Source organism: Paracoccaceae bacterium Fryx2 (assembly GCA_032334235.1).
Classification (GTDB): domain Bacteria; phylum Pseudomonadota; class Alphaproteobacteria; order Rhodobacterales; family Rhodobacteraceae; genus JAVSGI01.
Genome location: JAVSGI010000005.1, coordinates 2,681,449 through 2,708,431 on the forward strand (window position 1 = coordinate 2,681,449; position 26,983 = coordinate 2,708,431).

At 66.4% G+C, this 26,983-nt stretch carries 23 protein-coding genes, 1 tRNA gene and 1 pseudogene; 15 read left to right on the forward strand and 10 right to left on the reverse strand.

Features of this window, described 5'->3' with window-relative positions; all coding sequences use genetic code 11:
• Nucleotides 1-57: 57 nt before the first annotated feature.
• On the reverse strand, nt 58-1,965 hold the full coding sequence (gene dnaK, locus RNZ50_22095; GenBank protein ID MDT8857687.1) for a molecular chaperone DnaK: 1,908 nt from the start codon (nt 1,963-1,965) through the stop codon (nt 58-60).
• A 216-nt stretch (nt 1,966-2,181) separates the two neighbouring features.
• Nucleotides 2,182-3,003 (reverse strand): ABC transporter permease, encoded by an 822-nt coding sequence (locus tag RNZ50_22100; protein MDT8857688.1) that lies wholly within the window; start codon nt 3,001-3,003, stop codon nt 2,182-2,184.
• 139 nt (nt 3,004-3,142) lie between these two features.
• Here RNZ50_22100 and cysQ point away from each other — a divergent pair, with 139 nt between their 5' ends.
• From cysQ to RNZ50_22145, 9 genes and pseudogenes are all read left to right on the forward strand, one after another.
• Nucleotides 3,143-3,937 carry a 3'(2'),5'-bisphosphate nucleotidase CysQ gene (gene cysQ, locus RNZ50_22105; protein MDT8857689.1) on the forward strand — a complete coding sequence of 265 codons (795 nt, stop codon included), beginning with the start codon at nt 3,143-3,145 and terminating at the stop codon, nt 3,935-3,937.
• Between the two features lie 2 nt (nt 3,938-3,939).
• On the forward strand, nt 3,940-4,740 hold the full coding sequence (locus RNZ50_22110; protein MDT8857690.1) for a manno-octulosonate cytidylyltransferase: 801 nt from the start codon (nt 3,940-3,942) through the stop codon (nt 4,738-4,740).
• A complete protein-coding gene (locus tag RNZ50_22115) occupies nt 4,737-5,975 on the forward strand; it encodes a glycosyltransferase family 2 protein (GenBank protein MDT8857691.1) in 1,239 nt (412 codons plus the stop codon). Before RNZ50_22110 ends, RNZ50_22115 begins: the two co-directional genes overlap by 4 nt.
• A 156-nt stretch (nt 5,976-6,131) precedes the next feature.
• On the forward strand, nt 6,132-7,028 hold the full coding sequence (galU, locus tag RNZ50_22120; protein ID MDT8857692.1) for a UTP--glucose-1-phosphate uridylyltransferase GalU: 897 nt from the start codon (nt 6,132-6,134) through the stop codon (nt 7,026-7,028).
• A gap of 3 nt (nt 7,029-7,031) precedes the next feature.
• On the forward strand, nt 7,032-7,772 hold the full coding sequence (locus tag RNZ50_22125) for a hypothetical protein (protein ID MDT8857693.1): 741 nt from the start codon (nt 7,032-7,034) through the stop codon (nt 7,770-7,772).
• Nucleotides 7,773-7,784: 12 nt separating this feature from the next.
• Nucleotides 7,785-8,255 (forward strand): annotated as a pseudogene (locus tag RNZ50_22130) (glycosyltransferase).
• A 44-nt stretch (nt 8,256-8,299) separates the two neighbouring features.
• Nucleotides 8,300-9,310, forward strand: coding sequence for a glycosyltransferase family 2 protein (locus RNZ50_22135; GenBank protein MDT8857694.1), 1,011 nt, complete (start codon nt 8,300-8,302; stop codon nt 9,308-9,310).
• Nucleotides 9,307-11,004: a beta-1,6-N-acetylglucosaminyltransferase gene (locus RNZ50_22140; GenBank protein MDT8857695.1), complete on the forward strand. Its 1,698-nt coding sequence runs from the start codon at nt 9,307-9,309 to the stop codon at nt 11,002-11,004. Before RNZ50_22135 ends, RNZ50_22140 begins: the two co-directional genes overlap by 4 nt.
• 1 nt (nt 11,005) lies before the next feature.
• On the forward strand, nt 11,006-12,409 hold the full coding sequence (locus RNZ50_22145) for a nodulation protein NodH (protein ID MDT8857696.1): 1,404 nt from the start codon (nt 11,006-11,008) through the stop codon (nt 12,407-12,409).
• A gap of 136 nt (nt 12,410-12,545) precedes the next feature.
• Here RNZ50_22145 and RNZ50_22150 read toward each other — a convergent pair whose 3' ends face one another.
• The 7 genes from RNZ50_22150 to RNZ50_22180 all read right to left on the reverse strand — a co-directional run bounded on the left by RNZ50_22150 (nt 12,546) and on the right by RNZ50_22180 (nt 16,615).
• Nucleotides 12,546-13,010, reverse strand: a complete 465-nt coding sequence (locus RNZ50_22150) for a PTS sugar transporter subunit IIA (GenBank protein MDT8857697.1) — start codon at nt 13,008-13,010, stop codon at nt 12,546-12,548.
• A 35-nt stretch (nt 13,011-13,045) separates the two neighbouring features.
• Nucleotides 13,046-13,621: a ribosome-associated translation inhibitor RaiA gene (raiA, locus tag RNZ50_22155; GenBank protein ID MDT8857698.1), complete on the reverse strand. Its 576-nt coding sequence runs from the start codon at nt 13,619-13,621 to the stop codon at nt 13,046-13,048.
• Between the two features lie 236 nt (nt 13,622-13,857).
• A complete protein-coding gene (gene lptB / locus RNZ50_22160) occupies nt 13,858-14,619 on the reverse strand; it encodes an LPS export ABC transporter ATP-binding protein (GenBank protein ID MDT8857699.1) in 762 nt (253 codons plus the stop codon).
• The gene (gene lptA, locus RNZ50_22165) at nt 14,616-15,113 is read right to left on the reverse strand and encodes a lipopolysaccharide transport periplasmic protein LptA (GenBank protein ID MDT8857700.1); all 498 of its coding nucleotides are present in this window, start codon (nt 15,111-15,113) and stop codon (nt 14,616-14,618) included. The genes lptB and lptA overlap by 4 nt, the downstream gene beginning before the upstream one ends.
• 20 nt (nt 15,114-15,133) lie before the next feature.
• On the reverse strand, nt 15,134-15,742 hold the full coding sequence (locus RNZ50_22170) for a hypothetical protein (GenBank protein MDT8857701.1): 609 nt from the start codon (nt 15,740-15,742) through the stop codon (nt 15,134-15,136).
• A 140-nt stretch (nt 15,743-15,882) separates the two neighbouring features.
• Complete coding sequence (locus RNZ50_22175; GenBank protein ID MDT8857702.1) at nt 15,883-16,497, reverse strand: ribonuclease D; 615 nt, start codon at nt 16,495-16,497, stop codon at nt 15,883-15,885.
• Nucleotides 16,498-16,530: 33 nt separating this feature from the next.
• Nucleotides 16,531-16,615: transfer RNA gene (locus RNZ50_22180), tRNA-Leu, on the reverse strand.
• A gap of 148 nt (nt 16,616-16,763) precedes the next feature.
• Between RNZ50_22180 and RNZ50_22185 the strand changes: the two genes are divergently transcribed.
• From RNZ50_22185 to gltB, 5 genes are all read left to right on the forward strand, one after another.
• Nucleotides 16,764-17,744, forward strand: coding sequence for a complex I NDUFA9 subunit family protein (locus RNZ50_22185; GenBank protein MDT8857703.1), 981 nt, complete (start codon nt 16,764-16,766; stop codon nt 17,742-17,744).
• A gap of 16 nt (nt 17,745-17,760) precedes the next feature.
• Entirely contained in the window at nt 17,761-18,567 is an 807-nt protein-coding gene (locus tag RNZ50_22190; GenBank protein ID MDT8857704.1) for an undecaprenyl-diphosphate phosphatase, read from the forward strand.
• 162 nt (nt 18,568-18,729) lie between these two features.
• Nucleotides 18,730-20,166 (forward strand): NAD(P)-dependent oxidoreductase, encoded by a 1,437-nt coding sequence (locus RNZ50_22195; GenBank protein MDT8857705.1) that lies wholly within the window; start codon nt 18,730-18,732, stop codon nt 20,164-20,166.
• A 144-nt stretch (nt 20,167-20,310) separates the two neighbouring features.
• Nucleotides 20,311-21,006, forward strand: coding sequence for a hypothetical protein (locus tag RNZ50_22200; protein ID MDT8857706.1), 696 nt, complete (start codon nt 20,311-20,313; stop codon nt 21,004-21,006).
• Nucleotides 21,007-21,116: 110 nt separating this feature from the next.
• Nucleotides 21,117-25,655: a glutamate synthase large subunit gene (gene gltB / locus RNZ50_22205; protein MDT8857707.1), complete on the forward strand. Its 4,539-nt coding sequence runs from the start codon at nt 21,117-21,119 to the stop codon at nt 25,653-25,655.
• A 45-nt stretch (nt 25,656-25,700) separates the two neighbouring features.
• Here the strand turns inward: gltB and RNZ50_22210 are convergent, their stop codons facing one another.
• Nucleotides 25,701-26,048 (reverse strand): DUF4342 domain-containing protein, encoded by a 348-nt coding sequence (locus RNZ50_22210; GenBank protein MDT8857708.1) that lies wholly within the window; start codon nt 26,046-26,048, stop codon nt 25,701-25,703.
• A 159-nt stretch (nt 26,049-26,207) separates the two neighbouring features.
• On the opposite strand from RNZ50_22210, the gene mtgA reads away from it, so the two are divergent.
• Nucleotides 26,208-26,954, forward strand: a complete 747-nt coding sequence (gene mtgA / locus RNZ50_22215; protein MDT8857709.1) for a monofunctional biosynthetic peptidoglycan transglycosylase — start codon at nt 26,208-26,210, stop codon at nt 26,952-26,954.
• Nucleotides 26,955-26,983 lie beyond the last annotated feature (29 nt).

Below are 26,983 nucleotides of genomic sequence, written 5' to 3' on the forward strand. Positions count from 1 at the left end.
TCGGAACGCAGGGAGGGCGGCCCGTTTCCGGACCGCCCCCTGGTGTTTCCTGCGGTCTTACTTCCGCTTGTTGTTGCCCAGATCTTCGAAGTCGGCATCGACGATGTCGTCATCGACCCCGCGCGGGCCGTCTTCGTCACGCGGTTCGGCTTCGGCCTGGCTGGCCTTGTAGATCGCCTCGCCCAGACGCATCGCGGCCTCGGTCAGGTTCTGGATGGCGCCCTTGATCTTGCCGGCGTCGTCTTTCTCCAGCGTTTCCTCCAGCGCGCCCATCGCAAGCTCGATCGCCTCGACGGTCGAGGGATCGACCTTGTCGCCGTGATCGTGGATCGACTTCCTGGTGGAGTGCAGCAGGCTTTCGGCCTGGTTGCGGGTTTCCACAAGCTCGCGGCGGGCCTTGTCGGATTCGGCGTTGGCTTCGGCGTCTTTCACCATCTTTTCGATGTCGTCATCGCTCAGGCCGCCCGAGGCCTGGATGGTGATGTTCTGCGCCCGGCCGGTGCCCTTGTCTTTCGCGCCGACCGACACGATGCCGTTGGCGTCGATGTCGAAGGTGACCTCGATCTGCGGCATCCCGCGCGGGGCGGGAGGGATGTCTTCAAGGTTGAACTGGCCGAGCATCTTGTTGTCGGCGGCCATTTCGCGTTCGCCCTGAAAGACGCGGATCGTCACCGCGTTCTGGTTGTCTTCGGCGGTCGAGAACACCTGGCTTTTCTTGGTCGGGATGGTGGTGTTGCGGTCGATCAGACGGGTGAACACGCCGCCCAGGGTTTCGATGCCCAGCGAAAGCGGGGTCACGTCGAGCAGCACCACGTCCTTGACATCGCCCTGAAGCACGCCGGCCTGGATTGCGGCACCCAGCGCCACGACTTCATCGGGGTTCACGCCCTTGTGCGGTTCCTTGCCGAAGAACTTGGTCACTTCTTCCACGACGCGCGGCATCCGGGTCATGCCGCCGACCAGAACCACTTCGTCGATGTCGTTGATCGTCAGGCCGGCATCCTTGAGCGCGGCCTGGCAGGGCTTGATCGACGCCTTGATCAGGTCGTTGACCAGGCTTTCCAGCTTGGCGCGGGTCAGCTTCATCACGAGGTGCAGCGGTTGCCCGGTGTTGCGGTCCATCGAGATGAAGGGCTGGTTGATTTCGGTCTGACTGGCCGAGGAAAGCTCGATCTTGGCCTTTTCGGCGGCTTCCTTCAGGCGTTGCAGCGCCATCTTGTCGAGCGTCAGGTCGACGCCATGCTCTTTCTTGAACTCGTCGGCGAGGTAGTTGACGATCCGCATGTCGAAGTCTTCGCCACCGAGGAAGGTGTCGCCGTTGGTCGATTTCACTTCGAACAGGCCGTCGTCGATTTCCAGGATGGTGATGTCGAACGTGCCGCCGCCAAGGTCATAGACCGCGATGGTTTTCGCGTCTTTCTTGTCGAGCCCGTAGGCCAGTGCCGCAGCCGTGGGTTCGTTGATGATGCGCAGCACTTCAAGACCGGCGATCTTGCCCGCGTCCTTGGTCGCCTGACGCTGGGCGTCGTTGAAATAGGCGGGCACGGTGATCACGGCCTGCGTGACGGATTCGCCAAGATAGGCTTCGGCGGTTTCCTTCATCTTCTGCAGGATGAAGGCCGAGATCTGGCTGGGCGAGTATTTGTCGCCGCGCACCTCGACCCAGGCGTCGCCGTTGCCGCCGTTGACCAGCGAGTAGGGCAGGTTCTTCTTGTCCTTGGCGATGTGGGCATCATCCATCCGGCGGCCGATCAGGCGCTTGACCGCGAATACGGTGTTGGACGGGTTGGTTACGGCCTGCCGCTTGGCGGCCTGGCCCACAAGACGCTCGTTTTCCGTGAAACCCACGATGGAGGGCGTGGTGCGCGCACCTTCGGCATTTTCGATCACACGCGGCTGCGACCCATCCATGATGGCGACGCAGGAGTTCGTGGTCCCGAGGTCGATCCCGATGACTTTGGCCATGATAAGCTACCTCTTGTTAGGCGATGTTGAGGGGTCAGGCCCGGTTGCGGCCCCTGATCCCCGATCCCAAATGATCCGGCGGGGCGTGCCCGCCCATCCGGCTTCGTGGGGTATATAAGGAGGCGCAAAGGGGCCTGCAAGCGTGACGGATGCGTGAATATCAAGCCAGACTGCGGAAAATCCGCAACGACCGGCGGATGCGGTGCGTGGCGGCGGTCAGCGTCTGGCGCCCCAGCTGGCCGAGGCGTGCTTGCGGGTGTAGAATTCGCCCATCAGCCCGATCATGATGCAGGCGATGGTGACCTTGATCGGGTATTCGATTGAACTGTAATGCGGATTGTAGTTCAGGAAGACGAAGCCGCGCGTCTGGTCGATGGTGTGGAACAGCGGGTTCCAGTCGAAATAGGCAAGGATGTAGGTCGGCATCGCGTTGGCCACGAACATCTTGCCCGAGGCGATCATGTTCGCGCGCTGGTAGATCTGCGAAAGGATGCCGATCAGATCGGGCTGCCACGGCTTGGCGGCAAGAAAGATCATGCCGATGCCCAGACCCGACGCCCACGACAGCAGGAACATGCCCATCGTGCCCACAGGATCGTCGATGGTGATGGGGGTGAAGGCGGCGTGGTAGATGTAGAGCACCACCGCCGCCGACAGCGCCTGGATGTAAAGCGCGCCAAGCGCCGCCGCCGCGATGGTGACGATGGGATTCATCGGCGCGTGCTTCATCATGGCAGAGGTCGGCCCTTCGGCCCCCACAACCGCGCCCATGGTCTTGGTGTGGGTCATGAACATGAAGATGCCCGACATCACGTAAAGCAGGAAGTCGCCGCGGATGGCGCTGCCGCGCATCCCCAGCAGGTCGAACATGATGTAGAACACGACGACCAGCAGCACGGTCTGAACCACGTTTATCAGAAGCCCGATCACCGCGTTGCCGTGGGTCTTGCGCACGTTGCGCACCGCGGCGTGGAAGATCAGTTCAAGCAGTTCCAGCGCCGAGCGGGCCCGGCTTTTCCTGACGTCCTGTCGGAACATGGCTGCCTGTTACCTTCGTGCTGGGGGCCTGTGCGTATTTACGCCGGGAAATCTTGCCGATCCCTTGACAAGCGATGATAAGGAACCTCGGGTTTCTTGGCAACAGCGCGGTCGGACGGATCGCGGACAGGAGTTTTGCATGGATTTCGACCGGCTTGTGACGGTGATGCGCCGTCTGGCGCTTGAGGCAGGCGACCGGATCATGGAGGTCTACAATTCGCCCGAGTTCGAGGTGAAGGCGAAATCCGATGCGAGCCCGGTCACCGAGGCCGACGAGGCGGCCGACGCGCTGATCTCGGCCGGGCTGCGGGCAGAGTTTCCCGACGTGGTGCTGATCACCGAGGAACAGGCGGCGAGCCATGCCTTGAGTGCCAGCACCTTCCTGATCGTCGATCCGCTGGATGGCACCAAGGAGTTCGTGCAGCGGCGTGGCGATTTCACGGTGAACATCGCCTATGTCGAAAACGGCGTGCCGGTGCGCGGTGTCGTCTATGCCCCGGCGCAGGGGCGGCTGTTCTACACCATGGCGGATGGCCGCGCGGTCGAGGAACAGGGCGCGATGGACAAGGACCGGCCCGGCGCGGTGCGGGCGGTGTTCGTGGCCGATGTCGACAATTCGGCGCTGATGGTGGTGGCGTCGAAGTCGCACCGCGATCAGGCGACCGATGACTACATCGCGAAATACGCCGTGAAGGACATGAAAAGCGCGGGGTCGAGCCTGAAGTTCTGTCTGGTGGCGACCGGCGAGGCCGATCTTTACCCGCGTCTGGGGCGCACGATGGAATGGGACACGGCGGCGGGCGACGCGGTGCTGCGCGGGGCGGGGGGCCAGGTGGTGCGGTTCGACGATCACACGCCGCTGGCCTACGGCAAGCCCGGCTGGGACAACCCGTTCTTCATTGCCTACGCCCCCGGCGTCACGCTGAAGGCATAGAGATGCCGGTGCTGATCGCGATACCCGCCCGCCATGCCTCGACCCGTTACCCGGGCAAGCCGCTGGTCGCGCTGCGCGGTGCGGGCGGGGTGTCGAAGACGCTGATCCAGCGCAGCTGGGAGGCGGCGATGGCGGTGCGCGGTGCCGACCGGGTGGTGGTGGCGACCGATGACGACCGCATCCGCGATGCGGCGCTGGGGTTCGGGGCCGAGGTGGTGATGACCTCCACCGCCTGCCAGAACGGCACCGAACGCTGTGCCGAGGCGTTTGCCGCGCTGGGCGGCGGGTTCGACATCGTGGTGAACCTGCAAGGCGACGCGCCGCTGACCCCGCCGTGGTTTGTCGAGGATCTGGTGGCGGGCCTGCGCGCCGATGCGGGGGCAGAAGTGGCAACCCCGGTGTTGCGCTGCGACGGGCGGGCGCTGAATGGCCTGCTGGCCGACCGAAGGGCGGGGCGCGTGGGCGGCACGACGGCGGTGTTCGGGCAGGGCGGCAAGGCGCTGTATTTCTCGAAAGAGGTGATACCCCATACCGGCAAGCCCTATGCCGACGACGCGGACACGCCGGTGTTCCACCATGTCGGCGTCTATGCCTATCGCCCGGCGGCGCTGGTGGCCTATCCGGGCTGGCAGGCGGGGCCGCTGGAAACGCTGGAAGGGCTGGAGCAGCTGCGCTTTCTGGAACGCGAGCGCCCGGTGCTCTGCGTCGAGGTGCAGGCCCGCGGGCGGCAGTTCTGGGAGCTGAACAACCCCGAGGACGTGCCGCGGATCGAGGCGATGATGGCCGAGATGGGAACGCCGTGACAGGGCAGCCGACGCCCCTTGCGGCATCGGTGATCATCGTCAGCCGCCACCGCCCCGCCGCACTGTGCCGCTGCCTGACCGGCCTTTCGCAGTCGGATCATCCGCGGTTCGAGGTGATCGTGGTGGCCGACCCCGTCGGTGTGACGGCGGTGCGTGCCGGGGGGTGGCCGGTCAAGCTGGCGACGTTCGACGAACCCAACATCTCGGCCGCGCGGAATGTCGGCCTGGGGTTGGCCTCGGCGCCGGTGGTGGCCTTCATCGACGACGATGCGGTGCCCGAACCCACATGGTTGTCGCGGCTCGTGGCGCCGTTTTCCGACGGGCGGGTGATGCAGGCGGGCGGCTTCGTGCGGGGGCGCAACGGCATCTCTTTCCAGTGGCGCGCGATGGAGGTCGATGCGGCGGGCCAGGACCATCCGCTGGCGGTGGCGGCGGGGGTCAGCCTGCACGCGGGCAACGCGCGGCGGGCGGTCAAGACCCAGGGCACCAACTGCGCCTTCCGCCGCGACGACCTGCTGGCGATCGGCGGCTTCGACCCCGGCTACCGGTTCTATCTGGACGAGGCCGACGTGAACCTGCGGCTGGCGGCGCGCGGCCTGACGGCGGTGGTGCCGGGGGCCGAGGTGCATCACGGCTTTGCCGCCAGCGCGCGGCGGCGGGCCGACCGGGTGCCGACCGACCTGACCGACATCGGCGCCAGCATCGCGCATTTCCTGCGCAGGCATGGCGATGGTGACCCGGACGCGCTGCGCTGCCACAGGGCGCAGCACCGGGCACGGCTGCTGCGGCTGATGGTCGAGGGCCGGATCGAGCCGCGCGACGTGCGGTGGCTGATGGCAAGCCTTGCGGCGGGAATGGCAGAGCCGCCGCCGGGGCGCGCGCTGCTGCCGCTGACGCCCAGCCCGCTGCCGCTGCTGCCCCTGCCGGGCACCGGGCCGCGCCCCGGACGGGTGATTGCCGGCCGCATCTGGCAGGGTGCAACGCTGCGAGCGCGGGCCGAGGCGGCGGTAGCGGCGGGCGAGGTGGTGACGGTGCTGAACCTTTCACCGACGGCGCGGGCGCATTACCTTGCCTTTCAGCCGGGCGGCTACTGGATGCAGCGGGGCGGGTTGTTCGGACGGTCTGACCGCGCGGCGCCGCGGGTGCAGCCGTGCGGGTTCCACGCCCGGGTCGATCGTGAAACCAGACGGACCGCCCCGCAGCGGCCGGTTTCGCCGGGGCAAGCTGTCGGCTGAAACCGGCCGATTTCCGGGGTTTGCCGGATGCGGGTCGTGACAGTTGCGCAGCATCCGTTGGATAAGCGTGCCGCATCGGGTGCATGTGCGCCCATCATCGGCTAGAATTCGGGCGGTCAGACATGCTGGCCCGAACATTCGATCAGAGTGAGAGTCATGACCACGAAAAAGGTCACCAAGGCTGTCTTTCCCGTTGCGGGACTGGGCACCCGCTTTCTTCCCGCGACCAAGTCGATCCCGAAAGAGATCATGACGCTGGTCGATCGCCCGCTGATCCAATACGCCATCGACGAGGCGCGGGCGGCGGGCATCACCGAATTCATCTTTGTCACCTCGCGCGGCAAGGGTGCGCTGGAGGATTACTTCGACCACGCACCGGAACTGGAGGCGGCGCTGCGGCGCGGCGGCAAGGACGCGCTGCTGGATGTGCTGCAACACACCAACATGGAGTCGGGGGCGATTGCCTATGTGCGCCAGCACCGCGCGCTGGGCCTTGGCCATGCCGTGTGGTGCGCCCGCCGCCTGATCGGCAACGAGCCGTTTGCGGTGATGCTGCCCGATGACGTGATCGCCGCCGACAAGCCCTGCCTGCAGCAGATGGTCGAGGCCTACGAACAGACCGGCGGCTGCATGGTGGCCGCGATGGAGGTGCCGCCGGAAATGACGGCGGCTTACGGCGTGCTGGACGTGGCCGAGGACATGGGCGCCATCGTCCGCGTCAAGGGCATGGTGGAAAAGCCGAAAGCGGGCACGGCGCCCTCGAACCTCGCGGTGATCGGGCGCTACATCCTGACGCCGAAGGTGCTGACCACGCTGAACCGGATGAAGGCCGGCGCGGGGGGCGAGATTCAGCTGACCGACGCCATCGCGGCCGAGGTCGAGGGGCCGGGCAAGGTGTATGGCTTCCGCTTTCGCGGCCAGCGCTACGATTGCGGCTCGAAGGCCGGGTTCCTGCAGGCGACGGTGGCGTTCGGGCTGGCACGCGCGGAACTGCACGACGAGTTTCAGGAATACCTGCAGGGCACGGCGGCGCAACTGAAGGCGGCGCAGTAGGCCGTGACCATGCCCCCGGCCCGGCTGCTGGATCTGACGCGGCTGGTGTCGCGGCTGGGGCGCGGCGCGCTGACCGGGGTGGACAGGGTTGAGCTTGCCTATCTTCAGGCGCTGCTGGCCGGGCCGGTGCCGCTGTTCGGGCTGGTCCGGACGGCGGCGGGCTTTGTGCTGCTGGACCGGCGCGGCGCGCAGGGGGTGGCCGATCTGGCAACCGGGGCTCGGGCGACGGGCCGGGCCGACCTGCTGGGGCGGCTGACGCGGCGCGGCCAGCCCGACCGGGCGCGGGCCGAGGCTGCGGTGCGCCGTCTGGCGCTTGCCCGGGTGCCGCGGCCGCTGCTGGGCTGGATGCTGCGGCGGCATCTGCCGGGGGGCGTCAGCTACCTGAACGTCGGCCATGCCAACCTGACGCGGGCGGTGATGCGTGCAGTGCAAAGCCTGCCCGGCGCGCGGGTGGCGGTGCTGGTGCATGACGCCATTCCGCTGGGCTACCCCCAGTTCACCCGCGCGGGCATCAGCGCGGTGTTCGGGCGCAAGCTGGCGGTGGTGTCGGCAGAGGCCGATCTGGTGATATACTCGACGCAGGACGCGCGGGCGCGGGCCGAGGTGCATCTGGCGCGGCTGGGCCGGGTGCCCCCTGCGGTGGTGGCGGCGCTGGGCGTGCCGCAGCCGGTGCCCGACGCGGCCGCGCTGCCGCCCGGGCTGAACCTGCGCGGGCCCTGGTTCGTGACCGTGGGCACCATCTAGCCGCGCAAGAACCATGCGCTCTTGCTGGATGTCTGGGCACGGCTGCCGCCGGGGCCCGCGATGCCGCGGCTGTTCATCGTGGGCGGGCGCGGCTGGGCGGCGCCGGAACTGCTGGCGCGGCTGGATGCCGCACCGCCGGGGGTCACCGAACTGGCCGGGCTGAGCGACGGCGCGGTGGCGGCGCTGCTGGCGGGTGCGCGGGCGCTGCTGTTTCCCAGCCATGCCGAAGGCTTCGGCCTGCCCGCGGTCGAGGCCGCGGCGCTGGGCGTCCCTGTCATCTGTGCACCACTTCCGGTTTTCCGTGAAATATTGGGCGACTACCCCGTTTACCTGAACCTGGCCGATAGCTATTCTTGGATGGAAACAATAGAACAATTGGCACGATACGCCGGGGGGGCAAACGGGCAGGCAGCGGACGGACGATCGGGGCCTGCCATCCCATCGTGGGCGGCCCATTTCAACCTTGTGTTAAGCCTGATCTGATACCCGCCAAGTCAGGGGGCATCCAGCCCCGGGAAGTGGGAAGATTGAGCATCTTCAAGACCTACAGGCTGCGTCTGGCGCGCAAGCGCTGGCGGCTTCGTGCGATGCGCAAGCGGCGGGAACTGCGGCCCGTGGTCAGCCGGGTCGGTGCGATCCGGCCCGATGACATCCTGCTGTTTTCCACGCTGCGCAACGAGAAGGTGCGTCTGCCGTATTTCCTGCGCTACTACCGCGATCTGGGGATCAACCATTTCCTGATCGTGGACAATGACAGCGACGACGGGTCGCGCGACTACCTCGCCGAACAGCCGGACGTGTCGCTGTGGACCACCCGTCACAGCTACAAGCGGTCGCGGTTCGGGGTGGACTGGCTGAACGGGCTGCAGATGCGATACGCGCACGGCCACTGGGCGCTGGTGGTGGACCCGGACGAATTCTTCGTCTACCCGTTCTGCGACACAAGGCCGATGCGGGCGCTGACCGACTGGCTGGATGCCTCCTCGATCAAGTCGTTCTCGGCCTTCCTGCTCGACATGTATCCCAAGGGGCCGATCGGGGCGCAGCCCTACCACGAAGGGCAGGACCCGTTCGAGATTGCCAACTGGTTCGACAGCGGCAACTACACCATCTCGCGCAACCCGCAATACGGCAACCTGTGGATCCAGGGCGGGCCGCGGGCGCGCAAGTTCTTCACCGATGCGCCGGAACGGGCGCCGGCGCTGAACAAGGTGCCGCTGGTGAAATGGCACCGCGACTATGCCTATGCAAGCTCGACCCACATGCTGCTGCCGCGCGGGCTGAACCTCGTCTATGACGAATGGGGGGGCGAAAAAGCCTCGGGCTGCCTGCTGCACGCGAAATTCCTCGACACCTTCGCGGCCAAGGCCGAGGAGGAAATGCTGCGCGGCCAGCATTATGCCAACAGCCACGAATACCGCGCCTACAAGGAAGCCCTGAACGACCAGCCCGACCTGTGGTGCAAGTGGAGCGAGAAATACATCAACTGGCGGCAACTGGAGATTCTGGGGCTGATGTCGAAGGGCAACTGGGCATGACGGTCGGGTTCGTGATGCTGTGCCACACGGCGCTGGACCGCGCGGCGCAGGTGGCGCGGCACTGGGCCGAGCGCGGCTGTCCGGTGGTTATCCACGTCGACAAGCGGGTGGCGCGCCAGCCCTACCAAAAGCTGCAGCAGGATCTGGCCGACGTGGCCGACATCCGGTTTTCCGAACGCCACCCCTGCGAATGGGGCACCTGGGGCATCGTGGGGGCGACGCAGGCGGCCTCGACGGTGATGCTGCGCGACTTTCCGGGGGTGCGGCATGTGTTCCTCGCCTCGGGTTCCTGCCTGCCGCTGCGGCCGGTGGCCGAACTCGTCGCCTATCTGAACGAACGCCCGCGCACCGACTTCATTGAATCGGTGACCACCGAGGATGTCGGCTGGACGATCGGCGGGCTGGACCTTGAACGCTTCACCCTGCGGTTCCCGTTTTCGTGGCGCAAGCAGCGGCGGCTGTTCGACGGCTATGTGCGGCTGCAACGCCGCTTCGGCATCCGCCGCCATGTGCCGCCCGCACTGGTGCCGCATCTGGGCAGCCAATGGTGGTGCCTGACCCGCCAGACGCTGAGCGCCATTCTGGAAGACCCCGAACGCGCAGCCTATGACCGCTACTTCAAGCGCGTCTGGATTCCCGATGAATCCTATTTCCAGACGCTGGTGCGGCAGTATTCGCAGCATGTCGAAAGCCGGTCGCTGACGCTGTCGAAGTTCGATTTCCAGGGCAAGCCGCACATCTTCTACGACGACCACCTGCAGCTTCTGCGCCGGTCCGACTGTTTCGTGGCGCGCAAGATCTGGCCGCACGCGGGCAAGCTTTACCGCACCTTCCTGTCGGCCGATGCCGGCGGCCCGGCTGCGGCAGAGCCGAACCCCGGCAAGATCGACCGGCTGTTCACCAAGGCGGTCGAACGGCGCACCAAGGGCCGGGCCGGGCTTTACATGCAAAGCCGCTATCCGCACGACAACTGGGAAAACGGCAAGACGGCGGCGCCGTTCTCGGTGTTCGAAGGTTTTGCCGAGGTGTTCGAGAACTTCGATGTCTGGCTGGGCCGGGTGGCGGGCACGCGGGTGCATGGCCATCTGTTCGCGCCCGGCCGGGTCGAATTCGCCGCCGGAGAGACGATCCACAACGGCGCGCTGAGCGATTCCGCAAGGCTGCGCGACTACAACCCGAAAAGCTTCCTGACCAACCTGATCTGGAACACGCGCGGCGAACGGCAATGCTTCCAGTTCGGCCCGCGCGACAACCAGAGCCTGAGCTGGATGATGGCCACCGATGCCAATGCGCAGATTTCGGTGATCTCGGGCGCATGGGCGGTGCCGCTGTTCAAGTCGAATCTGAACTTTTCGGACATCCGGCGCGAGGCGGCCTGGCTGCAGAAGGTCGAGGCGGAACACCTGTCGATCCTGCGGTCAACCTGGACAAAGGCGCGGGTGCGGATCTGGACGCTGGCCGATTTCGTCGATGCCCCGATGGAACCGCTGCAGACCATCATCGACGAGATCAGCCCGCGCGCGCTCCGCCGCCTGACCGAAGCGCCGCGCCTGACCGACCTTACCGGCTTCGGCCAGTTCCTGCAGAACCTGCGCAATCAGGGCATGCAGCCGGTGCTGATGGGCGATTTTCCGGCCGGAGACGACCCCAAGGCCTCCGAGACGCGGCGCCGCCGCCCCTATCTGGTGAAGTGATTTGACGCAAAGCCGGTTCGACAGTTTCGTGCTGTTCGCAGACATGCGCACAGGGTCCAACTTCCTTGAGGCGAACCTGAACGCCCTGCCCGGGGTCGCCTGCCACGGCGAGGTGTTCAACCCGCATTTCATCGGCAAGAAGGACCAGATGTCGATGTTCGGCATCGACATGGCCGCGCGCGAGGCCGACCCGTTCGCGCTTATGCGCCGCCTGCGGCAGGAATCGCCGGGACTGTCGGGCTTCCGGCTGTTTCACGACCACGATCCGCGCGTGGTGGCGCATGTGCTGGAGGATGCGCGCTGCGCCAAGATCATCCTGACGCGCAACCCGATCGAAAGCTATGTCTCGTGGAAGATCGCGCAGGAAACCGGGCAGTGGAAGCTGACCAACGCCAAAAAGCTGAAAACCGCCCGCGCCCGGTTCGTCGGGGCCGAGTTCGAAGGCCATGTGGCGCGGCTGCAGGCGTTTCAGGTGCATCTGCTGCATGGCTTGCAGACCAGCGGGCAGACGGCGTTCTACATCGACTACGAGGATATTCAGGACGTGGCCGTGCTGAACGGCCTCGCCCGGTTTCTCGGGGTGGAGGCACGGCTTGACGCGCCCGACGACAAGCTGAAGAAGCAGAATCCGGAAGATCTTGCAGACAAGATCGAGAACTATGCCGCTGTCGAGGCGGCACTGGCGCGGCTCGACCGCTTCAACCTCGGCCGCACCCCGAACTTCGAACCGCGCCGCAGCCCGTCGATCCCCGGATTTGTCGCCGGCGCCGGGGCGGGGCTTCTGTTCATGCCGGTCCGCAGCGGGCCCGAAGCGGCGGTTACAGACTGGCTGGGCCGGGCGGGCCGCGGCGGTCTGATCACCGATTTCACCCAGAAGACGCTGCGCCAATGGCTGCGCACGCAGGTGCCGCACCGCAGCTTTACCGTGCTGCGCCACCCGGTCGCCCGCGCCGCCTTCTGCGGCCAGATCCTGACCAACGCGCTGCCCGAGATCCGGGGCCAGATGGTGCGCGCCTATGGCGTCGCCCTGCCGCCGCCCGATGCCGCGCCGGACCCTGCGGCGCACCGCGCGGCCTTTCTCGGCTTCCTGCACTTCGTGAAGCTGAACCTTTCGGGCCAGACCGGGCTGCGGGTCGATGCCAACCTTGCCACGCAGACGGCGGTGCTTCAGGGGTTCGCCCAGTTCCAGGGCCCTGACCTTGTGTTGCGCGAGGACCGGCTAGCGGATGGGCTGGCCTTCCTTGCCGCCGAAACCGGCACAACCGCGCCGCCCTTCACCCCGCAGGCGGAAACCGCCCCCTGCCCGCTGGCCACGATCTACGATGCCGAGATCGAGGATGCCGTGCGCGACGCCTATCAGCGCGACTACATTGGCTACGGATTTGGCCGCTGGTCCGGCGTCTGACCCGCCCGCCACATCCTTTGCCCTTCTTCTGTTTCCAAATATCCCCGCCGGAGGCTCCCGGCCTTGCCGCTGGAGCCTCCGGCGGGGATATTTGGAAACAGAAGAAGGGTATAACCGCCTGTCGGCGCGTAGCGGGTCAGGCTACCTGGGGCGCGCGGGTTTCGGTCAGGATGGCGTGCAGCTTGGCCGGGTCGGTGTTGGCGCGCAGCTTGGCGCAGACCGCCGGGTCGCGCATGGTGCGCGAGACCAGCGCCAGCGCCTTCAGGTGGTCGACGCCCGAATCCTTGGGCGCGAACAGCGCGAAGATCAGGTCGACCGGCTGGCGGTCGACGCTGTCATAGGACAGCGGCTTTTCAAGCCGCAGGAAGACGCCGACGATCCGGCTCAGGTCTTCCAGCCGGGCGTGGGGCAGGGCGATGCCGTGGCCCACGCCGGTGGGGCCAAGGCTTTCGCGTTCCTGAAGCCCGTCGATCGCCACGGCGGCATTCAGGGCATAGGCTTGCGCGGCAGCCTCTCCCAGTTCCTGGAAGAGGCGCTTCTTGCTGGTCAGTTGGCCCAACACCCGGACGGCACCGGGGCTCAGCAGCTTTGATAGTTCCATGGGCGGCAGTTTTTCCTGCGCCGCAACTCGGCGCGCTATTTTGTGTTGCGCGGGTCGATCCAGCCGATGTTTCCGTCATCCCGACGGTATACGACATTCACCCCGCCATGTCCTTCGTTACGGAACACAAGCATCTTGTGCCCTGCAAGTTCCAGCTGCATGACCGCTTCGCCGACGGTGATGGAGGGCACTTTCGTCTCCATCTCGGCGATGATCATCGGCTGGAGGCCTTCGGGCTCCACATCCTCGGATTCCTCGGATGCGGCGAGGATATACGAGGAACCGCCGTCGAATTCAACCGGTGCAATGCGGTCGCGGTGATGGTCTTTCAGGCGGCGCTTGTAGCGGCGCAGCTGTTTGTCCATCTTTTCGCGGCAGGATTCGAAAGCGGCATAGATTTCAGTGGCATGGCCCTTGGCTTGCGCGGTCAGCCCGGTGGAGAGGTGGATCACCGCCTCGCAGTGGAACTCATGGGTGACGCGCGAAAAGACCACGATGGCTTCGGTCGGGCGCTGGGCGTATTTTTCCACCACCTCGCCCAGTTCGGCCTTCACATGGGTCTGAAGCGCCTCACCGATGTCGATCTGCCTGCCGCTGATCTGGTATCGCATGATTTCTCCTTCGCGTAGCCGACGGGGCAAGTCCTGCGTCTGCAGGGGAACCCGTCGATGAAAATTCTGTAAGCCCCGTGCCAGCCCGCACAGGCTGCGGGGCAGGCTGGCCTGCCGCTTCGGGGAGCTGGATCGGGGCGACGTTCGCACGCATCACGGGTATTTGGCGACAGGTCGCATGAAGTGTCAACTGCTTCGTCATGTGACTGTCATGCGCAACCCGGGGCCGGATCGGTTCAGTTGATGCGGAAATTCTGGCCGAGATAGACGCGGCGCACGGTCTCGTCGCGCACGACTTCGTCGGTGGTGCCGCTCATCAGCACCTTGCCGTCGTGCAGGATGTAGGCGCGATCAACGATTTCCAGGGTTTCGCGCACGTTATGGTCGGTGATCAGCACGCCGATGCCGCGGCTTTTCAGGTCGTGCACCAGATGGCGGATCTCGCCCACCGCGATCGGGTCGACCCCGGCGAAGGGTTCGTCGAGCAGCAGGTATTTCGGGTCGGCGGCCAGGCACCGCGCGATTTCGACGCGGCGGCGTTCGCCCCCCGACAAGGCCAGCGCCGGGGCGCGGCGCAGGTGGATGATGGAAAACTCCGACAGCAGCTCTTCCAGCCGTTCGCGGCGCTTGTGGCGGTCTGATTCCACGATTTCCAGCACGGCGAGGATATTGTCCTCGACCGACAGGCCGCGGAAGATCGAGACCTCCTGCGGCAGGTAGCCGATGCCCAGCCGGGCGCGGCGATACATCGGCAGCAGCGTCACGTCGCGCCCGTCGATCAGCACCTGCCCGGCCTCGGGGGTGACAAGGCCCGCAATGGCATAGAAGCAGGTGGTCTTGCCCGACCCGTTCGGGCCAAGCAGCGCCACGACCTCGCCCCGGTTCAGGTGAATCGACACGTCGCGGATCACCATGCGGCGCTTGTAGCTCTTGCGCAGGTTCCGGATGCGGAGACCGGCATCGCCCAGCGTCACCGTCAGTTCGGGCGGGGGTGTCATTTCTGGCCGCCCGGCTGAAAGACCGTCTGAACCCGCCCCTCCATGGTGCCGGTGCCGACCTTGAGGTCGATCACCAGCTTCTGCCCCGACAGCGCGCTGCTGCCCTGCGTCAGCAGCACGTCGCCGGTCATCACCACCTCGCCGCTGGCGATGGTGTAGACCGCCTCGCGCGATTCGGCGGCCTCGGTGGCATTGGCCAGCGTGACGCCGCCGCTTGCCAGCAGCCGGTCGATGCCGGTGCCGCCCTGGCTGTATTCCACCCGGACCGACGCGGCCGACAGGCGCATCGTGCCCTGGCCGACCAGCACGTTGCCGGTGAATACCGCCGTGCCGTCGGCCTGGTTGATGGAAAGCTGATCGGCCTCGATCTCCACCGGCAGCGAGGTGTCCTGCTTCAGCCCGCCGAAGGCCACGTCCGCCCCCTGCGCCGCAGCGCCCAGCGGCATCAGGCCAAGCGCGCAGGTCAGCAAAAGGGTGCGAAAGGGATGCGACATGCCTTGCCTCTGAAACCAAATCAATTCGCGGGCTCGTATATCAGCTTCACGCGGCCCGTGAAAACAAGAAGATAAGCTCCGGGGACAGCGGCATCCTCGGAGAGGGTCATGCGACCGGCAGAAAGGTTGCCGATCGGGCCTGTGGCGGCAATCGCGCCAGCCGAGTCCATCCGGGTCCGGTCGAGTGCCGCAATCAGGCCGTCGGTGGTGACATGGTAACCCGTGGAGGTGGTGATTTCAACGCCGCCGCCAAGGGTGAGGCGCCGGTTGGCGGTATCCATCAGCCCGCTGTGCGCCCGGACCTCGGTGCTGGCGCCGTCGGGTGTGGCCAGCGTGGCGCGCAGGGTCGCGGCGGTCACCCGGCCCTGGTCGGCGGTGTCGGGGCGGGCCTCGTCGGCAGAGAAGGTCAACGCGGCGCCGTCGGCGGTGACGCCGGCATAGGTGGGCGCGGTGATGCGCGGCTCGCGGATCCGGTCGGCGACATCGACGGTGGCGTAAGGGATCGCATCCTCGGGGTTGATGCTGCGCGAGACCAGAAACAGTGTCGAAAGCAGGCCGAGCGCCGCCAGCGGCAGCACGATCTTCAGCCAGGCCACCACCCGGGAATGCAGGTTGTCATGGCCTGCCATCGGGGGCCTTTCGCGGCTGGGGCATGGCGGCGGCCCCTGTCGGGCGCGGGGCAGCCCCGGCCATGGCGCAAGGGTATGCCCGGCTGCCCGCCACGCCAGACGGTGTGCCGCGCCGGTCGGCGGCACCCCGCCGACCCGGGTCAGTGGTGAAAGACATCGTTCGGCTCGTCCCAGCCCAGAAGGTCAAGCTCGGCCCGGGTCGGCAGGAAGTCGAAGCAACGTTGCGCGAGGCCAAGCCGCCCCTCGCGGATCAGCCGCTGTTCCAGTTCGGCCTTCAGGCGGTGCAGATACAGCACGTCCGAGGCGGCATACTCCTTCTGCGCGTCGCTCAGCGTCTCGGCGCCCCAGTCGGAGGTCTGCTGCTGCTTGGAGACATCGACGCCGACCAGTTCCTGCAACAGGTATTTCAGCCCGTGACGGTCGGTGAAGGTGCGAACCAGTTTCGCCGCGATCTTGGTGCACCAAACCGGGGCGGTGGTGACCCCCAGCGCCTGCTGCATCATCGCGATGTCGAACCGGCCGAAATGAAAGAGCTTCAGCGTCGCAGGGTCGGTCAGCATCCGGGTCAGGTTGGGGGCCTCGGTCTGGCCGCGCACGATCTGCACCAGATGGGCATTCCCGTCGCCCGACGACAGTTGCACGAGGCACAGCCGGTCGCGGCGCGGGTCAAGACCCATGGTTTCGGTGTCGATGGCGACGACCGGACCAAGGTTCAGCCCGTCGGGCAAGTCATTGCGATAGAAGTGGATTGTCAACGGCTGTTCCCTCGAATTGGCACGAAGGAACGATGGTGCCCAGGAGAGGACTCGAACCTCCACGCCTTGCGGCACACGGACCTGAACCGTGCGCGTCTACCAATTCCGCCACCTGGGCACGGTGTCGTGAAGGGGGATTTAAAGAGGGCGGCGGGGAGTGTCAACCGGGTGTCATGAAAATTCGTGCGGGCTTTTGCGCCTTGTCCGGCAAGGCCCCAGTCGGTATGCAACTGTACAGGTTTTCAGGGTTCCCAAGGGGGCAACGGATGAACAGGCTGGTCACGATCTACGGCGGTTCGGGCTTTGTCGGGCGCTATGTCGCACGGCGGATGGCGCAACTTGGCTGGCGCGTCCGCGTCGCCGTGCGCCGCCCGAACGAGGCGCTGTTCGTGCGGACCTTCGGCGTGGTCGGCCAGGTGGAGCCGGTGCTGTGCAACATCCGCGACGAGGCGTCGGTGCGCGCGGTGATGAAGGGGGCGGATGCGGTGGTGAACTGCGTCGGCGTTCTGGCCGAGGTCGGCAAGAACCGCTTCACCGCAGTGCAGGCCGAAGGGGCCGGTCGGATCGCGCGGCTGGCGGCCGAGGAAGGCGTGGCCAACCTGGTGCATATCTCCGCCATCGGGGCCGATGCGGAGTCGAAAAGCGCCTATGCCCGCAGCAAGGCGGCGGGCGAGGCGGCGGTGCTGGCGGCCTATCCGCGCGCCGTGATCCTGCGGCCTTCGGTGATCTTCGGGGCCGAGGACCAGTTCTTCAACCGCTTCGGCGCGATGGCGCGCAACTCTCCGGTGCTGCCGGTGGTGGGCGGCGCGACGCTGTTCCAGCCGGTGTTCGTCGATGACGTGGCGCAGGCGGCGGTGATGGGCGCGCTTGGACAGGCGCGCCCCGGCATCTACGAGCTTGGCGGGCCGGACCGCGAAACCTTCCACGACCTGATGCGGCTGATGCTGACGGTGATCCGCCGCCGCAAGATGGTGGTGAACATCCCGTTCTTCGTGGCGCGGATCATGGCTTTCGTGCTGGACGGGGTGCAGGCCGTGACCTTCGGTCTGATCACCAACGGGATGCTGACGCGCGATCAGGTGCGCAATCTGGCGCGCGACAATGTGGTGGGTTCCGGTGTCATGACCTTTGCCGACCTCGGCATCACCCCCGCCGCGATGGGCGCGGTGTTGCCCGAGTATCTGTGGCCCTATCGCCCCTCGGGGCAGTATTCGTCGATCAAGGATTCGGCGAAGAACCTGCGCTGACAGGAAGGGGCCGGCCATGACGGAACCGACGACACTGGTCGCGCTGCTGCTTGGCGTGATCGAGGGGCTGACGGAGTTCATTCCGGTCTCCTCTACCGGGCACATTCTGCTCGCGGGGCATTTTCTGGGGTTTGAAAGTGCCGGCAAGACCTTCGAGGTGGTGATCCAGCTTGGGGCTGTGCTGGCGATCCTGCTGGTTTACGCGGCGCGGCTTTGGGCGGTGTTCGCGGCGGCGCCGCATGACCCGGCGGCGCGGCGCTTCATCGTCTCGGTGCTGGTGGCGTTTCTGCCGGCTGTGTTGATCGGCGTTCTGGCGCATGACTTCATCAAGACCGTGCTGTTCGAAAGCCCGATGCTGATTTCGGTCATGCTGATTGCGGGCGGGGTGGTGCTGCTGTTCGTCGACCGTCTGGCCCCTGCGCCGCGGCATGAGGACGCGATGGCGCTGCCCCTGGGGATGGCGCTGAAGATCGGGTTCTTCCAGTGCCTGGCGATGGTGCCCGGCGTGTCGCGCTCGGGTGCGACGATTGTCGGCGCGCTGATGCTGGGGGCCAGCAAGCGGGCGGCGGCGGAGTTTTCGTTCTTCCTCAGTATGCCGACCATGGCCGGGGCCTTTGCCTATGATCTTTACAAGAACCGCGACGTGCTGGACCTCAGCGCGATGTCCGAGATAGCCGTGGGCTTTGCCGCTGCGCTGGTGACAGCCATCCTCGTGGTGCGCTGGGTGTTGGGCTATGTCAGCCGCAAGGGCTATGCGCTGTTCGGCTGGTGGCGAATCATCGTGGGGACGGTGGCTTTGACGGCGCTTTTGCTGGGACATTGAGCGAATAGGTAAGATTTGCTGCCCTATTTTCACGGAAATCGGGCAGGGAAACTGACCCAAGCCCGAAAAAACCGCCAAATGGGTCAGTAGGGCTGACTTTTATTCCCAAATCTCCCGCAGTATCAAGGCGCACCCAGATCTGACCTCCAGGGAGGCGCCCCAATGGCCAAGCAACGCATGCTCCAGTTCGTCACCGTCAAGAAGGAGATGCCGGAGAAGCGTCCGCCCAGCCTGCGCGCGCAGGATTTCCACGAGATCTACCGCGAGTATGCCGACCAGAAGGCGGCGGAACAGGCGGGGCGGTGCAGCCAGTGCGGCGTGCCCTACTGCCAGAGCCATTGCCCGCTGCACAACAACATCCCCGACTGGCTGCGTCTGACCGCCGAGGGGCGGCTGCAGGAAGCCTACGAGATCAGCCAGGCCACCAACACCTTCCCCGAGATCTGTGGCCGCATCTGCCCGCAGGACCGGCTGTGCGAGGGCAACTGCGTGATCGAGCAGTCCGGCCACGGCACGGTGACGATCGGCGCAGTGGAGAAATACATCACCGACACCGCCTGGGAACAGGGCTGGGTGAAGCCGATCCGCCCGGCGCGGGAACGGGTGGAATCGGTCGGCATCATCGGGGCCGGGCCGGGGGGGCTGGCCGCGGCCGACGTGCTGCGCCGCCGGGGCGTGCAGGTCACGGTCTATGACCGGCACGACCGGGCGGGCGGCCTGCTGACCTATGGCATCCCCGGCTTCAAGCTGGAAAAATCGGTCGTGATGCAACGGGTTGAACAGTTGCAGGAGGGCGGCGTGCAGTTCGTGCTGAACTGCAATGTCGGGGTTGACCTGACGTTCGACGCCATTCGCGGGCAACATGATGCGGTGCTGATTGCCACCGGCGTCTACAAGGCGCGCGATCTGGCCGCACCCGGCGTGGGGGCGAAGGGCGTGGTGGCGGCGCTGGATTTCCTGACCGCGTCGAACCGCAAGAGCTTTGGCGACGAGGTTGCGGCCTATGACAGCGGCGAGTTGAACGCCAGCGGCAAGCGCGTGGTGGTGATCGGCGGTGGCGATACCGCGATGGACTGCGTTCGCACCGCGATCCGCGAGGGGGCGGTTTCGGTCAAGTGCCTCTATCGCCGCGACCGGGCCAACATGCCCGGGTCGCAGCGCGAGGTGCAGAATGCCGAAGAGGAAGGCATCGAGTTCGTCTGGCTGACCGCACCGCGCGGCTTTACTGGCGGCGAGGCGGTCGAGGGCGTGATGGTGCAGCGGATGCGTCTGGGCGCGCCCGACGCCTCGGGGCGGCAGATGCCCGAGATCATCGAGGGGGCAGACTACGTCGAGCCTGCCGACCTGGTGATCATGGCGCTGGGCTTCGAGCCGGAACCGCTGCCCGCCCTTTGGGCCGCGCCCGATCTGGCGGTGACGCGCTGGGGCACGGTCAAGGCCGATTTCCGCAGCCATGCCACCAGCCTGCCGGGCGTCTATGCGGCAGGCGACATCGTGCGCGGGGCGAGCCTGGTGGTCTGGGCGATCCGCGACGGGCGCGAGGCGGCCGAGGCGATCCTGGACTATCTTGCGCAACCTGCGGTGGCGGCGGCAGAGTGATCCCGGCGAATTGGCGCGACGCATGACCGGGATGCACCCCGCAGCAAGACGCGGCGGCACAGGGCGAACGCCCGTCAGGGCAGCGGTGCCGACCCGAAATCGGAACCAGAGGCGAGGGTAACGGCGATGGCAGGGCAGAGGACAATGACGGGCGCTGTGCTGGCGGTTGCGCTGGTGTTCGGCCTGCCGGCGGGGGCGCAGACCTTCACGCCGCCGCCCGGCTGCGAAGGCTGGCTGACGGTGCAGGCCAAGGGCTGCCGCGTGTCGAATCACTACAAGTGCAGCGCCGACGCGCCCGGCGACCAGTGGCGGGCAGACTTCGACCAGCAGGGGGTGTTCTTCCTCAGCCGGATCGACCGCGAAGCGCAGTGGGTGGAAAGCTACGAGATGTTTCCCACCGTGCGGCAACTGCTGGACCCGGACCCGGAAGATCCGGCCTCCTTCACCGAGCTGATGACCGGAAGTGACAGTTTTTCCTTCGGGCTGACCAAGGACAATGGCGAAACAAGCCGGGTGTCCGGCTTTGACCGGCTGACCGGCAGGACCGTGGTGATTGACGGTATCAGCCTGCAGCAGACCGAATTCGAGTTCACCGAAACCGACAGCGACGGCAACGTGCAGCGCCGGTCGCGCGGGCGCGAATACATCCACCCCGAATGGCGGCTGTTCTTCGCCGGCCCCTCGGAATGGGATTCGGCGGGTGACGGCAATTACCTACCGCTGGACGGCAGCCCGGTGCAGTTCGTCTTTCCGGGCGAACCCGGGTTCCAGTCGACCCAGCCGATCTTCGATTGCGACGCAGTGCTGTCTGCCCTGCCGCAAAGCCGGACGGGGGGCTAGGGCGATGCGGACCGATCCGCGCGCCCCGGCCCGGCCCGACGCCGGAAATGAAACGACCCGCGCCCGCCGGCGCGTGCCGATGGAACTGCAAAGCGCCACAGGAGGCCGTCATGACCAAGTATGATGAAGCATGGGCAAAGGCCGAAGAAGCCAGGCGCGCCTGGCTGGATGCCAACGGGCTTTACAAGGCCGATGACGAACACGCGTCCTGCGGCGTGGGGCTCGTGGTGGCGATTTCGGGCAAGCCGTCGCGGCGCGTGGTTGAAAACGGCATCAACGCGCTGAAGGCGGTGTGGCACAGGGGTGCGGTGGATGCCGACGGCAAGACCGGCGACGGCGCGGGCATCCATGTGCAGATTCCGGTGCGGTTCTTCTATGACCAGGTGCGCCGCACCGGGCATGAACCCGACATGAACAAGCTGATCGCCGTGGGTCAGGTGTTCCTGCCGCGCACCGATTTCGGCGCGCAGGAACGCTGCCGCACCATCGTGGAAACCGAAGTGCTTCGGATGGGGCATTACATCTACGGCTGGCGGCATGTGCCGGTGGATACGACCGTGCTGGGCGAAAAGGCCAATGCCACGCGGCCCGAGATCGAGCAGATCCTGATCCGCTGCGAAAAGCCGATCGACGACGAACAGTTCGAGCGCGAGCTTTACATCATCCGCCGCCGGATCGAGAAGGCGGCGCTGGCCAGCCAGATCCAGGGAATGTATCTGTGCAGCCTGTCGTGCCGCAGCATCATCTACAAGGGCATGATGCTGGCCGAACAGGTGGCGACCTTCTACCCCGACCTGATGGACGAGCGGTTCGAATCGGCTTTCGCGATCTACCACCAGCGGTATTCGACCAACACCTTCCCGCAGTGGTGGCTGGCGCAGCCGTTCCGGATGCTGGCCCACAACGGCGAGATCAACACGCTGAAGGGCAACGTCAACTGGATGAAAAGCCACGAGATCCGCATGGCGTCGAACAACTTCGGCGAGGCGGCAGAGGACATCAAGCCGATCATCCCGCAGGGCACGTCGGACAGCGGCGCGCTGGATGCGGTGTTCGAGGTGATGGTGCGGTCGGGCCGCACCGCGCCGATGACCAAGACGATGATGATCCCCGAGGCGTGGTCCAAGACCACCACCGACATGCCGAAGGCCTGGGCGGACATGTATGCCTATTGCAACGCGGTGATGGAGCCGTGGGACGGCCCGGCCGCGCTGGCGATGACCGATGGACGCTGGGTCTGCGGCGGGCTTGACCGCAACGGCTTGCGGCCGATGCGCTATGTGGTGACCGGCGACGGGCTGCTGATCGCCGGGTCGGAAGCGGGCATGGTGCCGATCGACGAGACGACGGTGCGCGAAAAGGGCGCGCTGGGGCCGGGGCAGATGATCGCGGTCGACATGGCCGAGGGCAAGCTTTACCACGACGCGCCGCTGAAGGACAAACTCGCCGCCGCGCAGCCGTTCGGTGACTGGATCGAGAAGGTCATCGACCTGAACGCGCTGCTGCGCGACGTGCCGGAACATGCGCTGTTCACCGGGGCCGACCTGCGCCACCGCCAGATCGCGGCCGGCTATTCGGTCGAGGAACTGGAACAGGTGCTGGCGCCGATGGCCGAAGACGGCAAGGAAATGATTGCCAGCATGGGCGACGACACGCCCGCCGCCGTGCTGTCGCAGATCTACCGGCCGCTGAGCCATTTCTTCCGGCAGAACTTCAGCCAGGTGACCAACCCGCCGATCGACTCGCTTCGGGAAAGCCGGGTGATGAGCCTCAAGACCCGGTTCGGCAACCTCAAGAACGTGCTGGACGAAAACTCCAGCCAGACCGAGATCCTGGTGCTGGAAAGCCCGTTCATCGCCAATGCCGAATTCGACATGATGGTGCAGCAGTTCGGCGCCCATGTGGTGATGATCGACTGCACCTTTGCCGCGCATGGCGGGCAGGATGCGCTGCGGCTGGGGCTGGAACGCATTCGCGCCGAGGCCGAGGATGCCGTGCGCTCGGGTGCCGGGCATCTGGTGCTGAGCGATCAGGCGCAGTCGCCCGAACGGGTGGCGATGCCAATGATCCTGGCCACCAGCGCGGTGCATTCCTGGCTGACGCGCAAGGGGCTGCGGACCTTCTGTTCGGTCAACGTGCGCTCGGCCGAATGCATCGACCCGCATTATTTCGCGGTGCTGATCGGCTGTGGCGCGACCACGGTCAATCCTTACCTCGCGCAGGATTCGATTGCCGACCGGATCGGGCGCGGCCTGATCGAGGGCACGCTGGCGGATGCGATGCGCCGTTACCGCGATGCCATCGACGCCGGGCTCTTGAAGATCATGTCGAAGATGGGGATCTCGGTGATCTCCAGCTACCGCGGCGGGCTGAACTTCGAGGCGGTTGGGCTGAGCCGCGCCATGGTGGCGGAGTATTTCCCCGGGATGCACAGCCGGATTTCGGGCATCGGCGTCAGCGGGATCCAGCACAAGCTGGAGGAGGTTCACGCCCGCGGCTGGCTGGGCGGCAGCGACGTGCTGCCGATCGGCGGGTTCTACAAGGCGCGGCGGACCGGCGAAAAGCACGCCTGGGAAGCGCAGACCATGCACATGCTGCAATCGGCTTGCGACCGGGCAAGCTATGACCTGTGGAAGCAGTATTCCGCCGCGATGCGGGCCAACCCGCCGATCCACATCCGTGACCTGCTGGACATCAAGGCGCTGGGCAAGCCGGTGCCGATCGAGGAGGTGGAATCCATCACCTCGATCCGCAAGCGGTTCGTGACGCCGGGCATGAGCCTTGGCGCGCTGGGGCCCGAGGCGCACAAGACGCTGAACATCGCGATGAACCGGATCGGCGCCAAGTCTGACAGCGGCGAGGGCGGCGAAGACCCGGCGCATTTCCTGCCCGAGGCCAATGGCGACAACCCGTCGGCCAAGATCAAGCAGGTGGCATCTGGCCGGTTCGGCGTCACCGCCGAGTATCTGAACGCCTGCGAGGAGCTGGAAATCAAGGTGGCCCAGGGCGCGAAACCCGGCGAGGGCGGGCAGTTGCCGGGCATGAAGGTCACGGCGCTGATCGCGCGGCTGCGGCATTCGACGCCGGGGGTGACGCTGATCTCGCCGCCGCCGCACCACGACATCTATTCGATCGAGGATCTGGCGCAGCTTATCTATGACCTCAAGCAGATCAACCCGCGCGCCAAGGTGACGGTGAAGCTGGTGTCGGCATCGGGCGTCGGCACGATTGCGGCCGGGGTGGCGAAGGCCAAGGCCGACATCATCCTGATTTCCGGCCACAACGGCGGCACCGGGGCATCGCCCGGCACCAGCATCAAGTATGCCGGCCTGCCGTGGGAAATGGGGCTGACCGAGGCGCATCAAGTGCTGGCGATGAACAACCTGCGCGAGCGGGTGACGCTGCGCACCGACGGCGGGCTGCGCACCGGGCGCGACATCGTGATGGCGGCGATGATGGGGGCCGAGGAATACGGCATCGGCACCGCAGCACTGATCGCGATGGGCTGCATCATGGTGCGGCAATGCCAGAGCAACACCTGCCCGGTCGGAGTCTGCACCCAGAACGAGGATCTGCGCAAGAAGTTCACCGGCACCGCCGACAAGGTGGTGAACCTGATCACCTTCTATGCCCAGGAGGTGCGCGAGATCCTGGCATCCATCGGCGCGCGGTCGATGGACGAGATCATCGGGCGGGCCGACCTTCTGAGCCAGGTGTCGCGCGGCTCGGCGCGGCTGGATGACCTTGACCTGAACCCGCTTCTGATCAGCGTCGATGGGGCGCACCGCATCACCTATGACCGCAGCAAGCCGCGCAACGCGGTCCCCGACACGCTGGATGCCGAAATCGTCAAGGACGGGGCGCGGTTCTTCGAGGACGGCGAGAAGATGCAGCTGTCCTACGCCGTGCGCAACACGCACCGCACCATCGGCACGAGGGCATCGAGCCATATCGTGCGGCGGTTCGGGATGAAGAACGCGCTGCAGCCGGACCATCTGACGGTGAAGCTGTCGGGGTCGTGCGGCCAGTCTCTGGGCGCCTTTGCCGCGCGGGGGCTGAAGCTTGAGGTGATGGGGGATGCCAATGACTATGTCGGCAAGGGCCTGTCGGGCGGCACCATCGTGGTGCGGCCGCAGATGTCGTCGCCGCTGGTCGCCTCGGAAAACACCATCATCGGCAACACCGTGCTTTATGGCGCGACCGATGGTTTCCTGTTCGCGGCGGGGCGGGCGGGAGAACGCTTTGCCGTGCGCAACTCGGGTGCATCCGTGGTGGTCGAAGGCTGCGGAACCAACGGCTGCGAGTACATGACCGGCGGGGTGGCGGTGATTCTGGGCCGGATCGGCGCGAACTTCGGCGCGGGGATGACCGGGGGCATGGCCTACCTTTATGACCCCCAGGGCGTGGCCGAGGATTTCATGAACCTCGAATCGCTGGTCACCTGCGGCATCGGCCATCCGCATTGGGAAGCGCAGCTGCGCGGCCTGATCGAGACCCATGTCCGCGAAACCGGCAGCCAGAAGGGCGCGGCCATCCTGCAGAACTGGTCGGCAGAGCGCGGCAACTTCCTGCAGGCCTGCCCGAAGGAAATGCTGGTGCACCTGCCGCATCCGCTGAGCGACGAGCGCCAGTCGGTTCCGGCGGAATGACGGGAAGGGCCCCCGCGCAGGCGGGGGCCGTGTCGCGTCTCGGGGTCAGGCGTCGGGCGGGGTGTCGGCCCTGGTTTCGGGCGGGCGGGCGTCGGGATGGTCCGTCTCGCGTTCGACCTCGATCTTGACCTTGGTCATCATCGCGGCAATCACGCCGATGATCGCCAGCCAGGGCGCGGCGAGCACCACCACCCCGCCGGCGATGGCGCCGACCGTGACAGGCATTTCCAGCGTGAAGTCTTCGCCCGCGCGGATGCGAAGCCTGCGGACATTGCCGGTGCGGATCAGGTCCTTGACCTTGTCCAGCAGCTGGCCGCCGGTAACCTCGATCTCTTCGACGAAGGTGCGGTGCGGCTTGTCCTTCGGGGCGTCGTTGTTGGAAGGATTGTCCATGTCGGTTCTCCCGTGTTCGGCCGGTGAGTCGGCCTTGGCGGCATTTTAGCCGTTTTGCGTGACGGAATCGTGCGCTGGATCATGGACGGGCCGCTTTCGTGGGGTGAGGCCATGGCGGCTTGACCCTGCGGGCGGCTTCGTGGCTATGGTGGCGGCGTCATGGTGAAAGAAACCCGCAAGAAACCGGCGACAAGGGCGGCGGCCAAGGCGGTGGCCGAGGCCGCGCCGCCACGCCCGCTGTCGCGGCGCCTGTTGGCATGGGCCCTGCGCGGGGCAGCGGCGGTGACCGGGCTCTTTGCCTTTCTGGTGATCTTGTTCTGGATGGTGAACCCGCCGACCACGATCTACATGCTGCAGGAAAGCGCCCGGCTGGGCGGGGTGGAGCGGGACTGGGTGGACATGGACGAGATCGCGCCGGTGATGGCGCGGTCGGCCGTGGCGGCGGAGGATGCGAACTTCTGCCTGCACTGGGGCTTCGACATGGCCGCGATCCGCGCGGCGGTAGAGGCGGGCGGCAGCCGTGGCGCCTCGACCATCAGCCAGCAGGTGGTGAAGAACGTGTTCCTCTGGCACGGGCGGTCGTGGCTGCGCAAGGCGGCCGAGGCGCTGATCACCCCGGCCATGGAAACGCTGTGGTCCAAGCGCCGGATCCTGGAGGTCTATCTGAACGTGGCTGAATTCGGCGAGGGCGTGTTCGGTGTCGAGGCGGCGGCGCAGCACCATTTCGGGGTGCGTGCCGCCGATCTGACCCCGGTGCAGGCGGCGCGGCTGGCCGCGGTGCTGCCCGACCCCAAGGGCCGCAACGCGGGAAAACCCAGCGCCTTTGTGCGCAGCCGGGCGGCGGCGGCGCTGGAAGGGGCCAAGACCATCCGCGCCGACGGCCGCGCCGGCTGCTTCGAGGACTGATCGCGGCCATTCAGCCATTGAGTTCTCGC

Excerpts from the sequence above, each read along its gene's own strand:
- RNZ50_22100 (MDT8857688.1), bottom strand. The coding sequence starts at position 3,003 with ATGTTCCGACAGGACGTCAGGAAAAGCCGGGCCCGCTCGGCGCTGGAA.
- RNZ50_22200 (MDT8857706.1), top strand. The coding sequence starts at position 20,311 with ATGACGGGCGCTGTGCTGGCGGTTGCGCTGGTGTTCGGCCTGCCGGCG.
- mtgA (MDT8857709.1), top strand. The coding sequence starts at position 26,208 with ATGGTGAAAGAAACCCGCAAGAAACCGGCGACAAGGGCGGCGGCCAAG.
- RNZ50_22210 (MDT8857708.1), bottom strand. The coding sequence starts at position 26,048 with ATGGACAATCCTTCCAACAACGACGCCCCGAAGGACAAGCCGCACCGC.
- RNZ50_22140 (MDT8857695.1), top strand. The coding sequence starts at position 9,307 with ATGACGGTCGGGTTCGTGATGCTGTGCCACACGGCGCTGGACCGCGCG.
- RNZ50_22150 (MDT8857697.1), bottom strand. The coding sequence starts at position 13,010 with ATGGAACTATCAAAGCTGCTGAGCCCCGGTGCCGTCCGGGTGTTGGGC.
- lptB (MDT8857699.1), bottom strand. The coding sequence starts at position 14,619 with ATGACACCCCCGCCCGAACTGACGGTGACGCTGGGCGATGCCGGTCTC.
- galU (MDT8857692.1), top strand. The coding sequence starts at position 6,132 with ATGACCACGAAAAAGGTCACCAAGGCTGTCTTTCCCGTTGCGGGACTG.
- RNZ50_22190 (MDT8857704.1), top strand. The coding sequence starts at position 17,761 with ATGACGGAACCGACGACACTGGTCGCGCTGCTGCTTGGCGTGATCGAG.
- RNZ50_22185 (MDT8857703.1), top strand. The coding sequence starts at position 16,764 with ATGAACAGGCTGGTCACGATCTACGGCGGTTCGGGCTTTGTCGGGCGC.
- gltB (MDT8857707.1), top strand. The coding sequence starts at position 21,117 with ATGACCAAGTATGATGAAGCATGGGCAAAGGCCGAAGAAGCCAGGCGC.
- lptA (MDT8857700.1), bottom strand. The coding sequence starts at position 15,113 with ATGTCGCATCCCTTTCGCACCCTTTTGCTGACCTGCGCGCTTGGCCTG.
- dnaK (MDT8857687.1), bottom strand. The coding sequence starts at position 1,965 with ATGGCCAAAGTCATCGGGATCGACCTCGGGACCACGAACTCCTGCGTC.
- cysQ (MDT8857689.1), top strand. The coding sequence starts at position 3,143 with ATGGATTTCGACCGGCTTGTGACGGTGATGCGCCGTCTGGCGCTTGAG.
- RNZ50_22170 (MDT8857701.1), bottom strand. The coding sequence starts at position 15,742 with ATGGCAGGCCATGACAACCTGCATTCCCGGGTGGTGGCCTGGCTGAAG.
- raiA (MDT8857698.1), bottom strand. The coding sequence starts at position 13,621 with ATGCGATACCAGATCAGCGGCAGGCAGATCGACATCGGTGAGGCGCTT.
- RNZ50_22195 (MDT8857705.1), top strand. The coding sequence starts at position 18,730 with ATGGCCAAGCAACGCATGCTCCAGTTCGTCACCGTCAAGAAGGAGATG.
- RNZ50_22110 (MDT8857690.1), top strand. The coding sequence starts at position 3,940 with ATGCCGGTGCTGATCGCGATACCCGCCCGCCATGCCTCGACCCGTTAC.